The 16,098-nt window shown below is 64.0% G+C and carries 21 protein-coding genes; 8 read left to right on the top strand and 13 right to left on the bottom strand.

Annotated elements, in window-relative coordinates; genetic code table 11:
- The first annotated feature begins 74 nt into the window (after positions 1-74).
- The 3 genes from ACQR07_RS29370 to ACQR07_RS29360 all read left to right on the top strand — a co-directional run bounded on the left by ACQR07_RS29370 (position 75) and on the right by ACQR07_RS29360 (position 1,172).
- Entirely contained in the window at positions 75-356 is a 282-nt protein-coding gene (locus ACQR07_RS29370; protein ID WP_434905569.1) for a type II toxin-antitoxin system Phd/YefM family antitoxin, read from the top strand.
- A complete protein-coding gene (locus ACQR07_RS29365; RefSeq protein ID WP_434905568.1) occupies positions 353-784 on the top strand; it encodes a type II toxin-antitoxin system VapC family toxin in 432 nt (143 codons plus the stop codon). The genes ACQR07_RS29370 and ACQR07_RS29365 overlap by 4 nt, the downstream gene beginning before the upstream one ends.
- A gap of 136 nt (positions 785-920) precedes the next feature.
- Positions 921-1,172 (top strand): type II toxin-antitoxin system Phd/YefM family antitoxin, encoded by a 252-nt coding sequence (locus ACQR07_RS29360; protein WP_434905567.1) that lies wholly within the window; start codon positions 921-923, stop codon positions 1,170-1,172.
- Positions 1,173-1,269: 97 nt separating this feature from the next.
- Here the strand turns inward: ACQR07_RS29360 and ACQR07_RS29355 are convergent, their stop codons facing one another.
- Positions 1,270-1,767, bottom strand: coding sequence for a YchJ family protein (locus ACQR07_RS29355; protein ID WP_434905566.1), 498 nt, complete (start codon positions 1,765-1,767; stop codon positions 1,270-1,272).
- Between the two features lie 29 nt (positions 1,768-1,796).
- On the opposite strand from ACQR07_RS29355, the gene ACQR07_RS29350 reads away from it, so the two are divergent.
- Together ACQR07_RS29350 and ACQR07_RS29345 are read left to right on the top strand one after the other, a co-directional pair.
- Complete coding sequence (locus ACQR07_RS29350; RefSeq protein ID WP_434905565.1) at positions 1,797-2,075, top strand: hypothetical protein; 279 nt, start codon at positions 1,797-1,799, stop codon at positions 2,073-2,075.
- Between the two features lie 540 nt (positions 2,076-2,615).
- A complete protein-coding gene (locus ACQR07_RS29345; RefSeq protein ID WP_434905564.1) occupies positions 2,616-3,698 on the top strand; it encodes a hypothetical protein in 1,083 nt (360 codons plus the stop codon).
- Between the two features lie 131 nt (positions 3,699-3,829).
- Here ACQR07_RS29345 and ACQR07_RS29340 read toward each other — a convergent pair whose 3' ends face one another.
- The gene (locus tag ACQR07_RS29340; RefSeq protein WP_434905563.1) at positions 3,830-4,633 is read right to left on the bottom strand and encodes a helix-turn-helix domain-containing protein; all 804 of its coding nucleotides are present in this window, start codon (positions 4,631-4,633) and stop codon (positions 3,830-3,832) included.
- A gap of 217 nt (positions 4,634-4,850) precedes the next feature.
- On the opposite strand from ACQR07_RS29340, the gene ACQR07_RS29335 reads away from it, so the two are divergent.
- Positions 4,851-5,123, top strand: a complete 273-nt coding sequence (locus ACQR07_RS29335) for a nuclear transport factor 2 family protein (RefSeq protein WP_434905562.1) — start codon at positions 4,851-4,853, stop codon at positions 5,121-5,123.
- Positions 5,120-5,515 (top strand): hypothetical protein, encoded by a 396-nt coding sequence (locus tag ACQR07_RS29330; RefSeq protein WP_434905561.1) that lies wholly within the window; start codon positions 5,120-5,122, stop codon positions 5,513-5,515. Before ACQR07_RS29335 ends, ACQR07_RS29330 begins: the two co-directional genes overlap by 4 nt.
- A gap of 163 nt (positions 5,516-5,678) precedes the next feature.
- Here the strand turns inward: ACQR07_RS29330 and ACQR07_RS29325 are convergent, their stop codons facing one another.
- The 11 genes from ACQR07_RS29325 to ACQR07_RS29275 all read right to left on the bottom strand — a co-directional run bounded on the left by ACQR07_RS29325 (position 5,679) and on the right by ACQR07_RS29275 (position 14,840).
- Positions 5,679-6,200 carry an RNA polymerase sigma factor gene (locus tag ACQR07_RS29325; RefSeq protein ID WP_434905560.1) on the bottom strand — a complete coding sequence of 174 codons (522 nt, stop codon included), beginning with the start codon at positions 6,198-6,200 and terminating at the stop codon, positions 5,679-5,681.
- Complete coding sequence (locus ACQR07_RS29320; protein ID WP_434905559.1) at positions 6,197-6,406, bottom strand: YgaP-like transmembrane domain; 210 nt, start codon at positions 6,404-6,406, stop codon at positions 6,197-6,199. The genes ACQR07_RS29325 and ACQR07_RS29320 overlap by 4 nt, the downstream gene beginning before the upstream one ends.
- Positions 6,407-6,512: 106 nt before the next feature.
- Entirely contained in the window at positions 6,513-6,848 is a 336-nt protein-coding gene (locus ACQR07_RS29315; RefSeq protein ID WP_434905558.1) for an MmcQ/YjbR family DNA-binding protein, read from the bottom strand.
- A 43-nt stretch (positions 6,849-6,891) separates the two neighbouring features.
- Positions 6,892-7,842, bottom strand: a complete 951-nt coding sequence (locus tag ACQR07_RS29310; protein ID WP_434905557.1) for a right-handed parallel beta-helix repeat-containing protein — start codon at positions 7,840-7,842, stop codon at positions 6,892-6,894.
- 56 nt (positions 7,843-7,898) lie between these two features.
- A complete protein-coding gene (locus tag ACQR07_RS29305) occupies positions 7,899-8,339 on the bottom strand; it encodes a hypothetical protein (RefSeq protein WP_434905556.1) in 441 nt (146 codons plus the stop codon).
- A 366-nt stretch (positions 8,340-8,705) separates the two neighbouring features.
- Positions 8,706-9,608: an HNH endonuclease gene (locus ACQR07_RS29300; RefSeq protein WP_434905555.1), complete on the bottom strand. Its 903-nt coding sequence runs from the start codon at positions 9,606-9,608 to the stop codon at positions 8,706-8,708.
- 129 nt (positions 9,609-9,737) lie between these two features.
- Complete coding sequence (locus ACQR07_RS29295) at positions 9,738-10,481, bottom strand: DUF7168 domain-containing protein (RefSeq protein ID WP_434905554.1); 744 nt, start codon at positions 10,479-10,481, stop codon at positions 9,738-9,740.
- Between the two features lie 85 nt (positions 10,482-10,566).
- Positions 10,567-11,787, bottom strand: coding sequence for an alpha-hydroxy acid oxidase (locus ACQR07_RS29290; RefSeq protein ID WP_434905553.1), 1,221 nt, complete (start codon positions 11,785-11,787; stop codon positions 10,567-10,569).
- A 157-nt stretch (positions 11,788-11,944) separates the two neighbouring features.
- Positions 11,945-12,901, bottom strand: coding sequence for an amidohydrolase family protein (locus tag ACQR07_RS29285; RefSeq protein WP_434905552.1), 957 nt, complete (start codon positions 12,899-12,901; stop codon positions 11,945-11,947).
- A 62-nt stretch (positions 12,902-12,963) separates the two neighbouring features.
- Complete coding sequence (locus tag ACQR07_RS29280; RefSeq protein WP_434905551.1) at positions 12,964-14,310, bottom strand: MFS transporter; 1,347 nt, start codon at positions 14,308-14,310, stop codon at positions 12,964-12,966.
- A gap of 188 nt (positions 14,311-14,498) precedes the next feature.
- Positions 14,499-14,840, bottom strand: a complete 342-nt coding sequence (locus tag ACQR07_RS29275; protein WP_434905550.1) for a hypothetical protein — start codon at positions 14,838-14,840, stop codon at positions 14,499-14,501.
- A 70-nt stretch (positions 14,841-14,910) separates the two neighbouring features.
- On the opposite strand from ACQR07_RS29275, the gene ACQR07_RS29270 reads away from it, so the two are divergent.
- Positions 14,911-15,852: a LysR family transcriptional regulator gene (locus ACQR07_RS29270; RefSeq protein WP_434905549.1), complete on the top strand. Its 942-nt coding sequence runs from the start codon at positions 14,911-14,913 to the stop codon at positions 15,850-15,852.
- Positions 15,853-16,098 lie beyond the last annotated feature (246 nt).

The raw sequence follows: 16,098 nt of genomic DNA, 5'->3' as shown, positions 1-16,098 counted from the left end.
GGGCGCGTCACCTTAGCTTGGCATCCGGCCAAGGCTCGAATATAGTCAAAATGGTCATTATGGTCATTCTCCTCATGAAGACACCAAAATCAAGCAAGGCCCCTCCACTGGATAGCGCCTGGACGCTTGCCGGCGCCAAGGCGCGGCTGTCCGAGGTTGTCGAGCGCGCTCAGGCTGGTCCGCAGGTCATCACCCGAAACGGCAAGCCGACGGCCGTGGTCGTCTCCGTCGAGGAATGGTCGCGCAAGACCGAGCGCAAGGGCACGCTCGCGGAGTTCCTGCTGGCCTCGCCGCTCCGCGGGGCAGACCTCGACCTTTCACGCGCGACTGACAAGCCGCGTGATATCGAGCTGTGAATTTTCTGCTCGACACCAACGTGCTCTCGGAGGTTCGACGCCCCGCCCCCGAACGGCGCGTGATCGGCTGGCTCGATGCCGTCGACGAGGATCGGGTGTTCATCAGCACGGCTTCACTGGCCGAGCTGCGGCGAGGCGTCGAACTGATGGAGGTCGGCCGTCGCCGGACGGCTCTCGCGGCTTGGCTGAGTCACGACCTGCCGCAGCGATTTGCGGGCCGCATTCTTGCGATTGATCAGGCGGTCGCGCTGCGCTGGGGCGACTTGATGGCCGCGGGCCATCGGCGAGGCATCGCACTCTCGGTGATGGACGGGTTCTTCGCGGCCACCGCCTTGGTGCACGGACTCACGCTCGTCACGCGGAACGTGAAAGACTTCGCTGCGACCGGAACGCCCCTGTTCAATCCGTGGGATGAGCAGGCGCCGTGATCTCCGGCGCGAGCCGTCCCGCGCTCACCCTCCCGTTGCCGACGCAGCATCGACCCCACGAGATCCAGCCGAAGGTCCGATTGAAGTAACAACATATCTACACTATCTCATCGGTTGATGATCGTGGAGAGATGCCGTGACCGTGACAACTCTCACCAGTCGCGAGTTCAACCAGGACACCAGCGGCGCCAAGAAGGCGGCGGCCAAGGGCCCGGTGTTCATCACCGATCGCGGACGACCGACCCACGTGCTGCTGACGATCGAGGACTACATGCGTCTGAGCCAAGCGGATGTCAGCCTTGCCGATGCATTGGCGCAGCCCGACGCGGATTTCGATTTCGAACTGCCCCGAATGGGTTCTCTCATCAAGCCGGCCGATCTCGACTGACGTTCCTGCTCGACACGAACGCCGTTTCGGAGGCGTGGCCCTCCTGAACCCGTGGGATGAGCGGGCGCAATGACCTCCCGCGCGTGCCGTCGCACGCTCATCGCCCGCAGCAGAACTTGTATTTCTTGCCGCTGCCGCACGGGCACGGATCGTTGCGGCCGACCTTCGCCGCAGCGGCGGCGCGCTTCGGCTCCGTGACCACGGCGCGCGTGTCACCCTCGACGAAGCGCCAGGCGCCATCATCGTCGCGGCGGAATTGCGAGACCTCGTGATGCTCGATGGTCTGGCCACCCTCGCGATAGCTGGCGACGAAACTGACGACGCCGTCCTGGTCGCCCTCCTGACCGCGTGTCGTCGAGACGATGCGCAGGCCAAGCCAGGTCGCCCGCGTGGCCCAGGCCTGCGCGACGGCGGCATCGAAGGCGCCGCGCCGATCGGCCGCGAGCGTCGCTGCGATATAGCCGATGTCGCCGCGCGTATAGGCCGTGTAGCGCGAGCGCATCAGCGCCTCGGCGGTCGGCGGCAAGGCATCGCCGAGCAGATAGGGACCGCAGCAGCGGTCGAAGGGAAGCGGTGATCCGCACGGGCATGGCATGCGGTGACCTCTAGCATCGATGCGCCGTGATGAAAATCGGCGGCGGGCCGAGCATGGCGCACCGGCTCATCGCTTCCGCGTTCTTTGGCCTGCAGCGCCGCGACGGCGACCTGCTCGCGCTTGGACATGACGGGCTGTACCAGATCGGCGAAGGCGACCGCGCGCAACAGATCCCGTTTCCGACGTTCAAACTGGACGACAGGCTCGGCGTCAGCTTCGACCTGCCAGACGCCGTGCTGGTGGCGCTCATGGGCCCTCAACCCCCGCCGTCCGTGAACTACGGCGCACTGATGCTCGTCCCGCGCTAGGCGCGGCGGCGGCGCCGGAGCTTGCCGCGCCAAGCGGGACAAAGTAGGCGAGCGGCCTCGCAGACCTACAACGTTCAACTATCGCACAAACACACGTCGGCTGCGCGTCGGCTGGAGTCCAGCACCACCGCTCAGCTGCCGGTTGTGACTCCAAAGCCGCAGCGCACCACTCTTCACCGCTGCCGCCTCCGCCACTCGCACCGCGCGGTTTCGAATCCAGCGAATCCGTGTTAACCATTGGTTAAGAACAAGGGTGTTGGGCGCTTTGCTGACCAGCCCGGCCCCGCGCGGATCAGAACCTTCCGGGCGCCGCCTCATTACGTGGCGCTGGTGACCGCAGCCCTCCGCATCATCGGCGGACGGGCGCGTGAGAGACCAACGATTTCTTCGCGCGACGCCAGCCAGGCCGCAAGAAACTTTGGGCCCGCCTTCGATGCGGGCCTGCTCGATTCCCGATCAGACGTGAACCCGATGCCGGCGCTGTCAGCGCTGCGTGCAAACGCGGCCGTGCGCCCATCACCACCGATTGGAGCAGCCCCGATGGCTGATGAGTCTGTCGTCGCATCGATCATTCCCTGGCAGCAGGCGAAGACGGCCAAGCCGCGTCCGAAGCGCGCCAAGGTCGTCAAGCCGCGGCCGAAGCCGAAGGCCGAGCGAGCCGAGAGGATCAAGGCGGCCGCGCTCGATGACGAGATGCTGGGGTCCGAGACGCTGATCATGCCGGACTTCCTGGAGCTCGTGAACGAGCCGGCCAAAGCTCCGGGCAGGACACCGAGCAAGACACAGGCGAAGACTCCGGGCAAAGCTGCTGTCGCGACCGAGGCGCCGCGCACGGAAGCCGCAGCGGACGACGCCGACGCGGTGATGCCGCTGCAGGCGCCGCTCGCCACGGCGGCGCCGCGCGAAACGTCGCTGGCTCTCGAAGGCGAGATCGTTCCGGCAGCTGCGCCGATCATCCCTGCCAAGGCGGAGCGCGCGCGCCTCACCGCGTCCGCGTTGATGCTGCAGTTCGCGGCGCTGGCGCTCGCCGCGGTCGGCATGGCGATGAACGGCTGGTTCGCGCATTCGCTCGGCGCGAACAGCACGGCGGGCTGGATGTTTCTTGCGGTCGGCGTCACCGCCGACCTCGTCGCGCTGGTCATGCCGACCTGCGCGGCGCGGCTGTGGCAGGCGCGGCACCGCGCCTCGGCGCTCGCCGGCTGGAGCGTGTGGGTGATGACCTTCGTGTTCGCGGTCACCGCCGGCATCGGCTTCGCCTCGACCAACATCAGCGACGTCACGCTGGCGCGCGCCTCGCGGGTCACGCCGGCCGTGCAGACGGCGCAGACCGCATTGACCGATGCCATGAGCGCACGCGACCGCGAGTGCAAGGGCGGCGTCGGCAAGTTCTGTCGGGAGCGCGAGGCCGCGGTCGCCGAGCGGCGCCAGGCCCTGGACGCCGCGATGGCCACCGTGAGCCAGACCGCCGACCCGCAGACCGAGGCGGCGATCAAGCTGGTGGCCTGGGTGTCGCGCGGCGTCGTCAAACCCTCCGCCGACGACTTCGTCATGCTGCGCCTGATCCTGCTGGCGCTGCTGCCGCAGATCGGCGGCATCCTGCTGATGGTCGGCCGTCGGGTGTGAGTTGCGCGCAGGAGGGATTGCGTTGCGTCGTCATCCGCACGTGTTGCCCATCGCTCGCGAAAGCTCTCGCCCGCCAGACAAACCGAGCCACCCAGACGTTCGTGTAACCAAATGAAGTTCGTGCAGCCCGGCTAGACCTGCCCCCCAGCCATCTGCTCGCAGAGCAGGCGCGTTTTCTCGTCCAATGGGAAGTAGCTCTCGAGCCGCAACTCATCGAGCAGCATGTTGCAGGGCGCGGAGAAGGCCGTCAGCGTCGTCAGGAAGCCGAGCACCATGTCTTCCCGCTCCAGCCAGATCTCCATCGTGCTGTAGCTCTGGGGCTCCTCGTCGGGATGGCGCAAGAGCGTGTCCACGCCAGGGAATTTCAACACGCGATCCAGCAGGGCGACCAGCCTGCCGTCTCCCGTCCTCGATATTTCTCGTTGCAGCCGGATCAGCATTCGGCGAGCGATCATTTGCCAGTCACGCACGAACGTCCTTCCGAGCGCCGGATCGAGGATCAGCGTGAACATGTCGACGGGGCCAGCGGTCAATCGCTCAGGGACGGCGACGAACTGCGCGAATATCCGCCCGGCGGCGGCGTTGTGCTGAAGCACCGTATAGTCCGCGGCCATGACGGCCATCGGATACGGCTCCTGCTGAAGCAGCATGCGGTTGATCGCCGACTGAACGGCCTCGGGAAGTCCGTCCAGCGCGACTTCGGGGAAGCGGCCCGCAAATCCTGCAGCAATCAACGCGTCGTTCTGGTGACGCAGCGGCACTCCCAACGCTTCCATCAGCCGCAGCACCATGGCTTCGCTCGGCCGCGCGCGCCCCGTCTCGAGGAAGCTGATGTGTCGCGCCGAGACAGCTGCGCTCAACGCCAGGTCCAGTTGCGACTGTCCGCTTCGGCCACGCCAGTATTTGAGCAGTGCAGGGAAAACACCATCCGCCATCGGCTCAAACTATCAGATCGTCGCCTGCACACCATGACCTCTGGAGGTAATTGCCCAAGCAAAGGCCGGCCGCATATGACGTCGACCGCAATGGCCCCCTCGGTTGCCGGGCCGCAAGAGACAGGAAAGCGCTGCAATGAACAACCATCCGAACAGAGACACATGGGAGGTCTATACGAGCTCGTGGTCTGAAATCGACACGCGAAAGCGTCAGCTCATGCTCGAAGCCAGTCTCCATCCTGCTCACACCTATGCTGATCCGAACATCGAAACCGCAGGCTATGGCGAATTGTCCGCCTACATGACCGAATTTCAGAAGACGTTCGCGGGCGGACGGTTCGAGACGAGTGCCTTCGAGGTGCATCACGGCCAGTGCCTCGCCCATTGGAATCTCGTGCGCGCCGACGGGGACGTGGTCGCGAAAGGCGCGAGCTACGGACGGTTCGGGGCGGACGGCCGTCTCGTGCAGATGGTCGGATTCCAGCAGTGAACGGTGCGATCAGCCGTTCGCGCTTCCTCGGATTCGCTGGTCTCATCGCGCTCGCCGTCGGCGGCATTGCGCTTGGCGCGCCTGAGGCCCTGCTCGCCAGCAAGGGGATCGTCGCCGACGCTGCCGCAAGCGTCTGGATGCGCGAGGTGGGGGCCGCGCTGGTTTCCATCGGCTTCATCATCTGGCGCATCCGCAACGAGCCCGACTCGTTGCCGATGCTGGCAATCCTGTGGGGCGGCGCTGTCCTCAACGGGTTGCTGCTGCCGATCGAGATCTGGGCGTATGCGGACGGCACCATCCGGAATCTCGCGGGCATCATCCCCAACTCGGTGCTGCATGTCGTCCTTGGGATCGGGTTTCTGAACTACGCATTTTCGGCCTCCCGGACATGATGCCCGGAAAGCCGTCGCTCGTGACCGTGTGCCAATAGTCCTGTGTTCCAACGTGCCTCCCACAAGTGCGATCGAAAGCGAACAACGCCTTGGCCTCGGTCGGCGCGAGCGCGACTCGTTGCGGTACCGACCGGATGTCGCGGTCTCCGGCAACGGGTCGGGATCAGCCCTGTAGATATTCACGCAGCAGCTGGCGGGCGCGGTGCAGCCGCGCCTTGGTGGCCTGCCGGGACAGATGGAGCTCGTGCGCGATGTCGTCGATCGCCATCTCCCTGAGATCGCGCATCAGCACGACGTCGCGGTAATGCGGCGGCAGCGATTCGAAGGCTGCAGCGAGGTCGAGCCGCAGCTCGGCTTCGGGCCGCTGCGACAGCCGCGCCGCGAGCGCGTCGTCATCGGCGTCGCTGATCAGGCCGACCCGCCGCGCCAGCCGCGTGCATTCGCGACGGACCACGCGATAGAGCCAGGACGACAGCGCCGCGAGCGCACGGATGCTGCCGACATGCCGCGACAGCAGCCACAGCGCCTGCTGGGCGGCGTCCTCCGAATCGGCCGAGCTCCGGCACGATGCCCGCGCGTAGCGGCGGATGTCCGGCTGCGCCCGCTGCAGCAGACGCACGACGGCGTCGCGATCGCCGAGACGGGCGGCCTTGAAGGTTTCATCCGTGATGGCCATCGCGCTCATGACCGGCCGCCGCTCCCGATCCCGGCGACGGCGCAGGCCGGACAATAGCCGACGACGCCGGTGAGCGCGAAGCCTGCGCCGGCAGCTGCCAGCAGCCAGGCCGCCATTCCGCTCAGGGCGACGACGGCCACGACCGCCACTCCTAGTCCGATGATGACCCGCGCCAGCTGATGCGGCCGTCTCAAATTCCTGCGAACCCATGCCATGACAGTCCCTCCGATCCGTAGCCGAGACCCGTTGTCTCGCTGGTCAGGAGGCCGCGAGGGCCGCAAGGGATTCGCGGGACCACGGAAATATTTTCGGCCCGGACGTTCAGCGCGCCCGGCCGGCGCGCCGCTTCGCCGGCGGATGGGCGGCGCGCCAGGCGCTTTCCAGCGCCGTCAGCAGCAGGCCGGCATCGACCTCGGCCAGCGACACGGTGGTCCAGCCCTGATCGCCCCATTTGTTCGGGACGCGGCGAAATACGCCGGGCGCCAGGCTGGCATAATGCTCCTGCTCGTCGGGGGTGAGGAGAATGTTGGCGGAGGCGCCGTCGCCGGCCAGCGTCGCGAACGTCCGGTGCAGCTTGAACGCCGTCCGATCGAAATGCGGCGCTGCCGTCGTTCCCGCCAACGACAGCGCGAGCTTGCGAAATTCAGCTGAATTCATGCGATCGGAATGTCCTACCTTGGTTCGTCTTCGCCGCGGCCGATCAATTCAGTGACAGGAAAGCCGTAGGCGCGCCATCCGTTCCGTTCGACGAGATCGCATTGGTCTTGAAGGAGAGGATCTGGCCGCCGCTCGCGGCCAGGCCGGACAGATTGTTATGGACGTTCGAATTGTTGAGAATCGCGACGGCCTGCGCCACGCCCGAGGCCGTGATCCCCGCCCCGCCATTGTGCGAGGCGTTGGTGCGGTCGACGAAGACGACTGAACCAACGCCGGCAGCCGATGTCGCGACAATGCCGTTTCCGGTGTTTCCGGTGACGACACTGTCGCGCACCGTCACCTCTGACGTGCCGCCGCCGCCGGTGCCGTCGATCACGAACCCGGTCGCGTTGTTGGCGAGCAGCGTGCGGTTGACCACGCCGGAAACCGTGGTCGCCCCGGCGCGCCCGATCACCTTGACGCCGCCGAAGCTCGCCGTGCTGCCGTTGTTGGTGATCACGCTGTCGGTGACCGACAGCTTGCCGGGCGTCGTCGGTGTGAACAGGATGCCCCACTGGGTGAAGCCGAAGATCTTGCAGTTCTGTATCACCAGCGAGCCGCCGCTGTTGAACAGGATGCCGTTGAGACCGGTGCCGACGCCATCGAACACCAAGCCCTCGAGATAGACGGTATCGGTGGCCGCGGCGGAGACGACGATGCCGTTGGTGCCGGAGACGAGCACGCCGGCGACGCCCGACTCGGCGACGATGCGGATCGATTTGGTGATAGTGACGGCGCCGAACCCGCCGGGATCCATCGTATTGATCTCGCCGCCCGCGGCGGTTTTCGAGATCGCGCCGGCAAACGTCTTGCAGGGCGCGGTCCGGCTGCACGGGTTGGCGTCGTCACCGACGCCCGACACCCAGGTGCGCGTCGCCTGCGCCTGGGCCCCGCTCGCCCCGAGCAGCAGCCAGATCGCACACAGCATCATCGTCACGACACGGATTGTCTTCACGGCGCATCCTCGCATTTGATCGAAGTGAAACATGGGACAGGTCACACCGGGACAGGTCACGGCTGCTTGACCGGCGTGCTCTGGAATTTCTGGCCGGCTGGCGCTCCCTCCGGGTACATGTCGAAGGTCAGAACCGGCTTCGCGTCGGCCGGCAGCTCGAACTCCGCCGTCGCTTCGCCTTCATCCTCGGTCTTGAGGTCGCCGAGCGGCCGCACGCATTTGAGAAAGACATGATAGACCGTGTTCGGCACCGCTGTTATCCCGACCTTGGCGTGCAGCCGTCCGTCGGCCCGCCGCGCGATCAGGATCGTGCCGCCGATCCGCGCCGGATCATCCGCTTTGACATCGGAATTGCCGCAGTCGGAAAAGTCCTGCCGGACGAGGAATGCTTCGGCTGTGCGGTCCCCACCCTGCGCATTGGCGGACACGGCCGCCAATGGCGCGGTGAGAGCGATCAGCGGAAGCAGCAGTCGGCAGCGGCGCGGCAGGCTGCACATCTGGATCTCTCCATGTCGTCGGAAATGTCGTCGGGTCGGTCGTGATCTGGATCAGGCGTCGGTCCAACAGGCATCAGCATCGCAATCGGATCATTCCGGCCGGGTGGCCGGGCCGGCGACCATGACGATCGATCGCCGCGCATTCGCATCGAAATAAATTCAAGACATCAAATGGACCGCGCTGCCGGCGCCGTCGCTTCAGCAATCCGTCCAAGGCGAACAGTCCGTCCGTCCGGACACGAAGAGTATGGCGCATACGCCCTCAACTTGGAATAGAAATCTTTGCTGCAGCGCGTAATGGCGTGAGGGTGATCGCGCTCTCCAGCAAGGGCAGGTACCCCGCTCGGCGGATCAGAACTCATGCGGTCATTGCTTGAAGCAATGCGAACGATGCCATTGCAGAAATCGCGGATGCGGACGATCTACGGCACGATCTGGCGCAAATGCAAATCCGGACGCGTTGATGAAGCCGCGAATGCGATCAACGTCGTTGACGTGTCGCGAGATGAGAATGGCGAGATCGTCGCCCAATCCGATCAATCCACGATCGAACATCCAATGAACCGTTCCGGACAGAGCAAGTCCATTGTTCACGAGATCCGGTCCATTCGCCTCGACCGGACGGATATGCGCCGCATTGACCTCGGCACGACCGCCGCCGTTGATCAGTTTCAATCCGGTGATCGCACAGCGCTCGCCATAGGCGCGCAACACGATCTTGCGAAACATGCGATCGCGCACGACACGCGACGTGAGACGTTGAATGCGGTCACGAAGCTGTTCGGAGACGAGAGGCGCTTGATCCTCTTCAAATCCGTCAACGAGGTTGGCGTTCGCCGGGATCCGCGGCAACACGGCGTCTCGGTCATCCAGACCGAGCTCGATGATGCGCTGAAAGTCTTGTGGTGATATCGGACGCACCGCGGCCTGCGCACGACCTGAGAGCTTGCCTGCGTCGTTCAGCAGACCCCGCTCGGTCGGACCATTCGCTTCGCTGAAGGGAACGGGGTTGACGAACTCCAGATACGAGCCGGGCTGGATGAGCGCGAGATACATCCCCGGCGCCTTCGGATCGGGGATGATCCGCTCGACGCGCGCAATTGCGAAGTAGCCGCGCGTACCATGAACCTTGGTCGGCTCGAGATAGACGATCCAGTCGCCGACACTGCCTTGCGCGCGACCAAGATATTGCTTCGGAAACTGGTACTGCTCCGCCGGACTGTCGTCATAAATTGAATCGGTCCGATGCATGAAGACGCAGTAGCTCATGCGGGCAGCCTAGCTCATTCGCGGGCGATAGCAATCACAGGGTGTGTATACCGTGCTCACTGCTCCATGTCACAGCGATGGTGAACAGCTCCGGTGCACGGCCTGAACCTGGTCACGTCCCCGACCGCATCAGCCGCGCTTAGCAGGATTCCGCGGCTGCGCCTGATCGACACCCGGACTGATCGCCACCGTCGCTCCGGCGGCGCCGCCGGCTTCGTAGGCCGTCATCGACACCATGCGGCTCGCACTGCGCTGCGTCCGCAGCTTCAGATCGAGCTTGTCGAACTCGGCATCGACGACCGAGGTCTTGAGCACGACGAGGCCGCGGCCGGTGGTTGCTTTCACCTGATCGCGATCGGCCTTCATCGCCACCAGCCGTTCCCCGATCGAGGCGACCATGCCGAACGCAAAGGACGCGTTGGCGAGATGCCGGTCCTGGTGGCGGAAGCGACGATAGTCGGCCGAGGTCTTGAAGCGGCCGAGTTCGGCGCGCACGGCGTTGTCGATCAGCTCGGCCAGGTAATGCGCGACCTCGACATCGGCCGAGAGGCCGAAGAACACATAGACATTGTCGCCGGCGGCGTTCTTCTCGCGCCACACCCGGCAGTCGCAGAACAGCGCGATGGCGCCAATGCAGTCGTCGAGCGGAATGCGCTTCTTGCGATGGGTCTCGTAGACCCTGCGCTCGCAGGCCGAGGCGCGCAGCTCGACGTCCGACAGCGACAGATCGTGACGGTCGAGCAGCTCGGCGACCTTGGCCGCGGCGGACAGCGCCTCGTCCTCGGTGCAGCCATTGGCGATGGTCTTGGCCCGCAGCGCCTGAATGCGTGACTTCAACTTGTCGAGCGCGGCCGGATCGAACGTCTGGTTCACGGATCAATGCTCGTTGGAGGCCAGGCCGGCGGATCGCAGACGGGTGGAACTGGCGGCGAGGGAGTCCGCGCACGGCGCCATTCATTCAAGCCTCGATAGCATCTTTCGACGCTGCTGCGCCACGCATTCTTAGACACAAGCTGCCGTCCATCTCCTCCAGCCTGCTAATGCCGAGGAGCGCCATGTTGCGCAGGAGTTCCGATTGCAGGATGTCGGCGGCCTTGACCACACCGTCTATCCCACCGACGGCTGCGGCGTAGAGAAAAGGCCGCCCGACAAAGACGAAGTCCGCGCCGAGCGCGAGCGCCTTCAGGATGTCCGTGCCGCGCCGAACTCCGCCATCGAGCATCACCGGAATTCTCTTGCGCACGGTCGCCGCGATCTCCGGGAGCACGCGCAGCGGAGACACCGTACCGTCGAGCTGCCTGCCGCCGTGATTGGAAACGATGATCCCGTCGACCCCCATCTCCAGGGCACGCACCGCATCGGCCGGATGCATGATGCCTTTGACGACGAGATTGCCCGTCCAACGTTGGCGAATTCGTGCGAGGTGGATCCAGTTCAAGTGGTCGCGCTTGCCAAAATCACGCATAACCGACCTTGCAAAAATGGGAGCCCCTCGCGTTGCATAGGAGTTCTCGAAATGAGGAATCCCCTGCGTCAGCAGCGTACGCAGGAAGGTGCCCAGCGTCCATGACGGCCGCGAAAATCCCTGCCATGCCAGCCTGAGACTGGGACGAAGAGGCGTCGAGAATCCCGCCCTGACGTTGTTCTCCCGGTTGGCGAGTGTGGCCGTGTCGACGGTTAGCAGCAGCGTTCCGAAACCGGCAGATGCAACGCGGTCCACCAGCGCATCGATCCGGTCCGGCTCCCCCGGGAGGTAGGCCTGAAACCATGCGGTCGGCGCCATGGCCGCCACATCTTCGAGCGAAATCAGGGATGAGCCGCTCATGATCATCGGAATGCCCGATTGCTGCGCGCCGGCGGCGAGCACGAGGTCGCCCCGGAATGCCATCAGGGCGCTGATCCCCATTGGTGCGATCCCGACCGGGAACGCATACTCGCGGCCGAAAAGTCGCCTCACCGCAGTCCGTCCGGACACGTCGTTCAAGATCCTTGGTCTGAACCCGTACTCAGCGAATGCTCGCCGGTTGTCTGCAAGCGAGGCATTCGTCTCGCTTGCGCCGGCGATGTAGCCGAACAGCGGCTTGGGCAGGTACCGCCGCGCAAGGGGTTCGAAATCGTCGACGGCGAGAACGCCTTTCAGGCGCCTCCGCTGCCACGCGCTACTCTTTCGAGGAAACAAGACGTGACCCGCACTGCGTGATGGATTTTCGAATGACACGTCGGAACGTAAGCCTCACATTTCCAGCCGAAACGATGAACGCGATGTCGCATGCTGCCAGGATACGTGCGATGGCCGTGCGCCAACGATGCTCGCACCTCCAGATCGTGCTCCCACTTCACGCCGTGAACTGGTAAAGATTTGAGGGATTGTCGACGAGAAGCTTACGTCGCGTGGCTTCGTCGGGTGCCCAAGCCGCCAAGAGGTCGAAAAGCACCGCGTCATCTGGAAGATTTTTCTCGCCGCGATGGGGCCAGTCACTTCCCCACACCAATCTGTCGGGCGCAGCAGCCGCATAGGACTGCGCCACGCGCGTCGCGTCTGCGTAGGCTGGCGGGCCACTTTCCGTATTGAGATAGGCACCTGACAATTTGATCCAGGTGCGTCCACCGTCGAGCAGCTTGCGAACCACAGGATAGGCGCGATGACCGACCCCGACGGCCGGCGGAAGCCGTGCGAGATGATCAATGACCAAGGGGGTCGGCAGCCGGCCGAGAACGTCCGCGAGGTCTGCAATCTGGTCGCCGGTCATATAGACCTGCATATGCCATCCGAGAGGCTCGATCCGCTTCGCCATTGCTTCCAACCGCTCGGCAGTCGTGACGCCCCACGACTGCGGTGAAACGAAGTTGACGCGAATGCCAACGGCGCCTTGCGCCGCCATCTCCTTGAGAGCGCTGTCTGCAATATCGAGATCAACGACCACCACAGCTCTCGCCGACTTGCCGAGCTGCGCAACTGCGTCAAGTGTAGATCTATTGTCAGTTCCGTAGGTCGAAGGATTTACGACGACGGTCCGGGTCGTTCCGATCCGCTTCTGAAGCAGCCGGTAAGCCGCGACGTTGCTGTCGTCGACAGGCTGCCCCTTCCAATGAGGAGAAGCCGGAAAGCGCGTGTTGAATATGTGGATATGCGAGTCACACGCGTTGCCGGGCACGATCGACTGTGGAGGAGACACGCCTGACGAATACGGCACGACCTGGTCAGTCCCGCCGTTCGCATTCAAGGACCCAGACGCGAAAAGGGCGGCCGCTCCCGATCCAACGAATACGCGGCGAGTCATCGGCTTGACCATTGCAATCTCCCAATACGAATAGCGACATCAACCCTTGAAAGCCTTGCTCACGAACACTTTCCTCAGTGCGCGCTCGACCCGATCTTTGCCGGAGTGATCGCAACGCCGTCCTCCTGATCGCGGCTGATGACGAGCACCGAGATCGCGCCCAACGCCGTCAACACGATCAGCGGCAGCATCCCCAAAGCGTAACTGCCGGTTGCTTCCTTGATCTGCCCCACCACATTCACCATGATCCCGCCGCCGATCAGATTCGCGATCGCGTTGATCCCTGCAAGTCCGGCCGCAATCGTGCTGGCAGACAACCATCCCGACGTCAGCGCCCAGAACGGACCTTTGAACGCATAGGCGCCGACCAACGCGCAGGTGACCGCAAAGACCGTCGCCGCAACCGAAAGACTCCCGCTTCCGGTGAAGTTGATCAACGCGAAGCCGCACGCTGCCAGGAGAAGTGGGATGGCCGTGTGCCAACGCCGCTCAGTGGTACGATCCGAATGGCGCCCCCACAGGATCATCAGTACCGTCGCAATTCCGTAGGGAATCGCGTTGACGAACCCAATCTGAAGATTGGTGAGCCCCAGCGACTTGAGCAGTTGAGGCTGCCATACCGACAGAACGCTTCCCGTGGACGACGCGCCTGCACACACGATTGCCATGGCGAGAAAGTACTTGTTCCGGGCGAGCTCCCAGAACGAGAGGTGGCCGATCGGCCGCTTGGCGAGCGTTTCCCGATCGAGCTGCCCCTGCAACCAGTCGCGTTGATCCGACGATAGCCACCTTGCTTCCGATGGGCGATCCGAGAGAACGAACAAGCAAGCGAAGCCGAGTAACACCGTCGGAACGCCTTCCAGGATGAACATCCATTGCCACCCCCGCAGTCCCAGCAGGCCATCCAATTCGAGCATGCCGACGGAGAGAGGCGAGCCGATGAAAGTCGCGACCGGAATGGAGACGGTGAAGGTCGCGAGCACGCGAGCGCGATATTCTCGCGGCAACCAATAGGTCAGATAAAGAACGGCACCCGGGAAGAAGCCGGCCTCCGCCGCGCCGAGAAGGAAGCGCATGACGTACAATGACGCAGACCCGGTCACCAGCGACATTGCCGCGGACAGAATGCCCCACGTAATCATGATGCGCGCGATCCACCTGCGGGCGCCGAATCGCTGCAAGGCGAGGTTGCTCGGGACCTCGACCAGAAAATAGGAGACGAAGAACAGACTCGCGGCGAGACCGAACATGCTCGGCGTCAGGCCGAGGTCCTTGTTCATCTGAAGTGCGGCGAAGCCGATGTTGACCCGATCGAGAAGTGCAAAGAAATAGCAGACCATCAGGAACGGAACGAGACGAAAGATCACCCGCCGCATCGTGAGCGTTTCGATCGAAGCTTGCGCTTCGCTTGCCTTCGGCATTTGTCTCTCCCAGATTGAATTCTTCTTTTGTTTGCGTTCTTCGACTGCGCCAAGCCACGGGCCCTAGGACAACGCCACCATCCCGCTCCAAAACTCGGTCTTGGCGCTGGTTCGATGTCGTACGCTTGCGCAAATGCGAGCCTGCCGTCCTCGCCAACCCGAAAGACAGCGACGGTCGCCGGCTGCGTTCACGCCTTTATCCATCGCGCACCAAGCGCCGCGTGCTGTCCGCGGCAGCCATCAATCGTCCGCTCGGATCCAGCGCGAAGGTGCGCGGGTGGAAGCCACGCGAAGCCATATTCTGGATCAGGGGTGGCCATCAGGTGGCCGAAGCGAGGATGGCGGCTAAGGCTTCTTGAGCCGTGCAGCCGGTTCATGTTGTCAGACATGACCGCCACTGGCGCGTCCCGAAAACTGTTGAGAATGGCGATCGGCACCGGCGCGGCGCCGCGATTCAGACGACGACCCTTGATCGGCATGGCCACCCCTCGAAAAATGTTCTGGGTGCGATTATGCGAGGTGGCCGCCATGACAGAAAGCGAATAAAGTTCACCTTATTCATCGCTTTTATTCATAGCACGGCTTTCATAGGTAGTGCCCATGCCCGCCAGCCTGAAGCAGTTGGAAGCCTTCTATTGGACGGCAATGCTGGGCGGATTCACCGAGGCATCCGAACGCCTCAACCTCGCTCAGTCGACGATCTCGAAACGGATCTCGGAGCTGGAAGCAGTCCTCAACGCGCAGCTTTTCGACCGCTCGACCCATGCCTTGCGGCTGTCCCCGGCCGGCGAGGCGAGCCTGCCGATTGCCGCCGACATGCTGGCGCTCGAACAGCGCCTTCGTGAAGCTATCGGTGGTCCCGCGACGTTCTTCGGCCGCTTCCGCTTTGGCGTCACCGAGCTGGTCGCCCTGAGCTGGCTGCCGAAGCTCATCCTGGCGATGAAGCGCGATTATCCGAATGTCATTCCGGTGCCGGAGGTCAACGCCAGCGCCTATCTCTTCGGCAAGCTCGCGACGAACGATCTTGACCTGGTCATCGGCCTCGATCCTCCGCATAGCCCGGACTTGATCACGTTGCCCTTGGAAGCAACTCAGCTCGAATGGGTCTCGGCGCCTGGATTTGGCCCATCGAGCAATCGCGTTCCGCTGCGCGAGTTGGCGAAGTATCCGATCCTTGCTCGCGCGCAAGGCTCGGGCTTGCAGCGCCTGGTGCTGGACTGGGCGGCCGCAAACGGCCTTCAGGTCAACCACGTGGTTCAGTGCAACAGCCTGAACGTGTTGGCCGGACTTGCCGCTTCAGGACTTGGGATCGCGTTCCTGACGGCCAAATTTTTCACGTCGGAAATCAAGAGAGGCCAACTGCGCGTCATCAAGACGGAGCCCTCGATCCCGCCGATTCGCTACTTCGCCGTCTGTCGGGCGCGAGCCCCTTCACCGCTGGCATCTCGCGTAGCCGAACTCGCGCAGGCCTGCTGCGATTTCTCGGCGAGGAGCCTTCCAGGTGACGCCACGGTTACGCCACCGCGGCGCGGACATCGTTGACCGAGATTGCACCGTCGTTGCGCTCAGTCCTTCGCCTCAAGCCTTTTGACACGCGGAAAACGGCGAACGATCACGCCGAAACCAGACCTGATCGCGAGTGTGGACGGATGGCCTTGCCCCCCAAGTCTGATCCAGGTCCGAGTTCGTTCGGGCGGATGGGATATGTCCATCCGGGCGGCAGTAGCGGCAAGAGCTGGCGCGGAGCATTCGACCCGACGCTCATCGCAGCTGGCGGCGAATTCGATG

Source organism: Bradyrhizobium sp. HKCCYLS20291 (assembly GCF_051167715.1).
Lineage (GTDB): Bacteria > Pseudomonadota > Alphaproteobacteria > Rhizobiales > Xanthobacteraceae > Bradyrhizobium.
This window is presented reverse-complemented; position numbering and strand designations above follow the sequence as displayed.

Coding starts and splice junctions, on each gene's coding strand:
- ACQR07_RS29370 (WP_434905569.1), top strand. CDS start 75: ATGAAGACACCAAAATCAAGCAAGGCCCCTCCACTGGATAGCGCCTGG.
- ACQR07_RS29345 (WP_434905564.1), top strand. CDS start 2,616: ATGGCTGATGAGTCTGTCGTCGCATCGATCATTCCCTGGCAGCAGGCG.
- ACQR07_RS29270 (WP_434905549.1), top strand. CDS start 14,911: ATGCCCGCCAGCCTGAAGCAGTTGGAAGCCTTCTATTGGACGGCAATG.
- ACQR07_RS29355 (WP_434905566.1), bottom strand. CDS start 1,767: ATGCCATGCCCGTGCGGATCACCGCTTCCCTTCGACCGCTGCTGCGGT.
- ACQR07_RS29305 (WP_434905556.1), bottom strand. CDS start 8,339: ATGTGCAGCCTGCCGCGCCGCTGCCGACTGCTGCTTCCGCTGATCGCT.
- ACQR07_RS29320 (WP_434905559.1), bottom strand. CDS start 6,406: ATGGCATGGGTTCGCAGGAATTTGAGACGGCCGCATCAGCTGGCGCGG.
- ACQR07_RS29315 (WP_434905558.1), bottom strand. CDS start 6,848: ATGAATTCAGCTGAATTTCGCAAGCTCGCGCTGTCGTTGGCGGGAACG.
- ACQR07_RS29335 (WP_434905562.1), top strand. CDS start 4,851: ATGCTCGAAGCCAGTCTCCATCCTGCTCACACCTATGCTGATCCGAAC.
- ACQR07_RS29300 (WP_434905555.1), bottom strand. CDS start 9,608: ATGAGCTACTGCGTCTTCATGCATCGGACCGATTCAATTTATGACGAC.
- ACQR07_RS29275 (WP_434905550.1), bottom strand. CDS start 14,840: ATGGCGGCCACCTCGCATAATCGCACCCAGAACATTTTTCGAGGGGTG.
- ACQR07_RS29340 (WP_434905563.1), bottom strand. CDS start 4,633: ATGGCGGATGGTGTTTTCCCTGCACTGCTCAAATACTGGCGTGGCCGA.
- ACQR07_RS29285 (WP_434905552.1), bottom strand. CDS start 12,901: ATGGTCAAGCCGATGACTCGCCGCGTATTCGTTGGATCGGGAGCGGCC.
- ACQR07_RS29350 (WP_434905565.1), top strand. CDS start 1,797: ATGAAAATCGGCGGCGGGCCGAGCATGGCGCACCGGCTCATCGCTTCC.
- ACQR07_RS29325 (WP_434905560.1), bottom strand. CDS start 6,200: ATGAGCGCGATGGCCATCACGGATGAAACCTTCAAGGCCGCCCGTCTC.
- ACQR07_RS29280 (WP_434905551.1), bottom strand. CDS start 14,310: ATGCCGAAGGCAAGCGAAGCGCAAGCTTCGATCGAAACGCTCACGATG.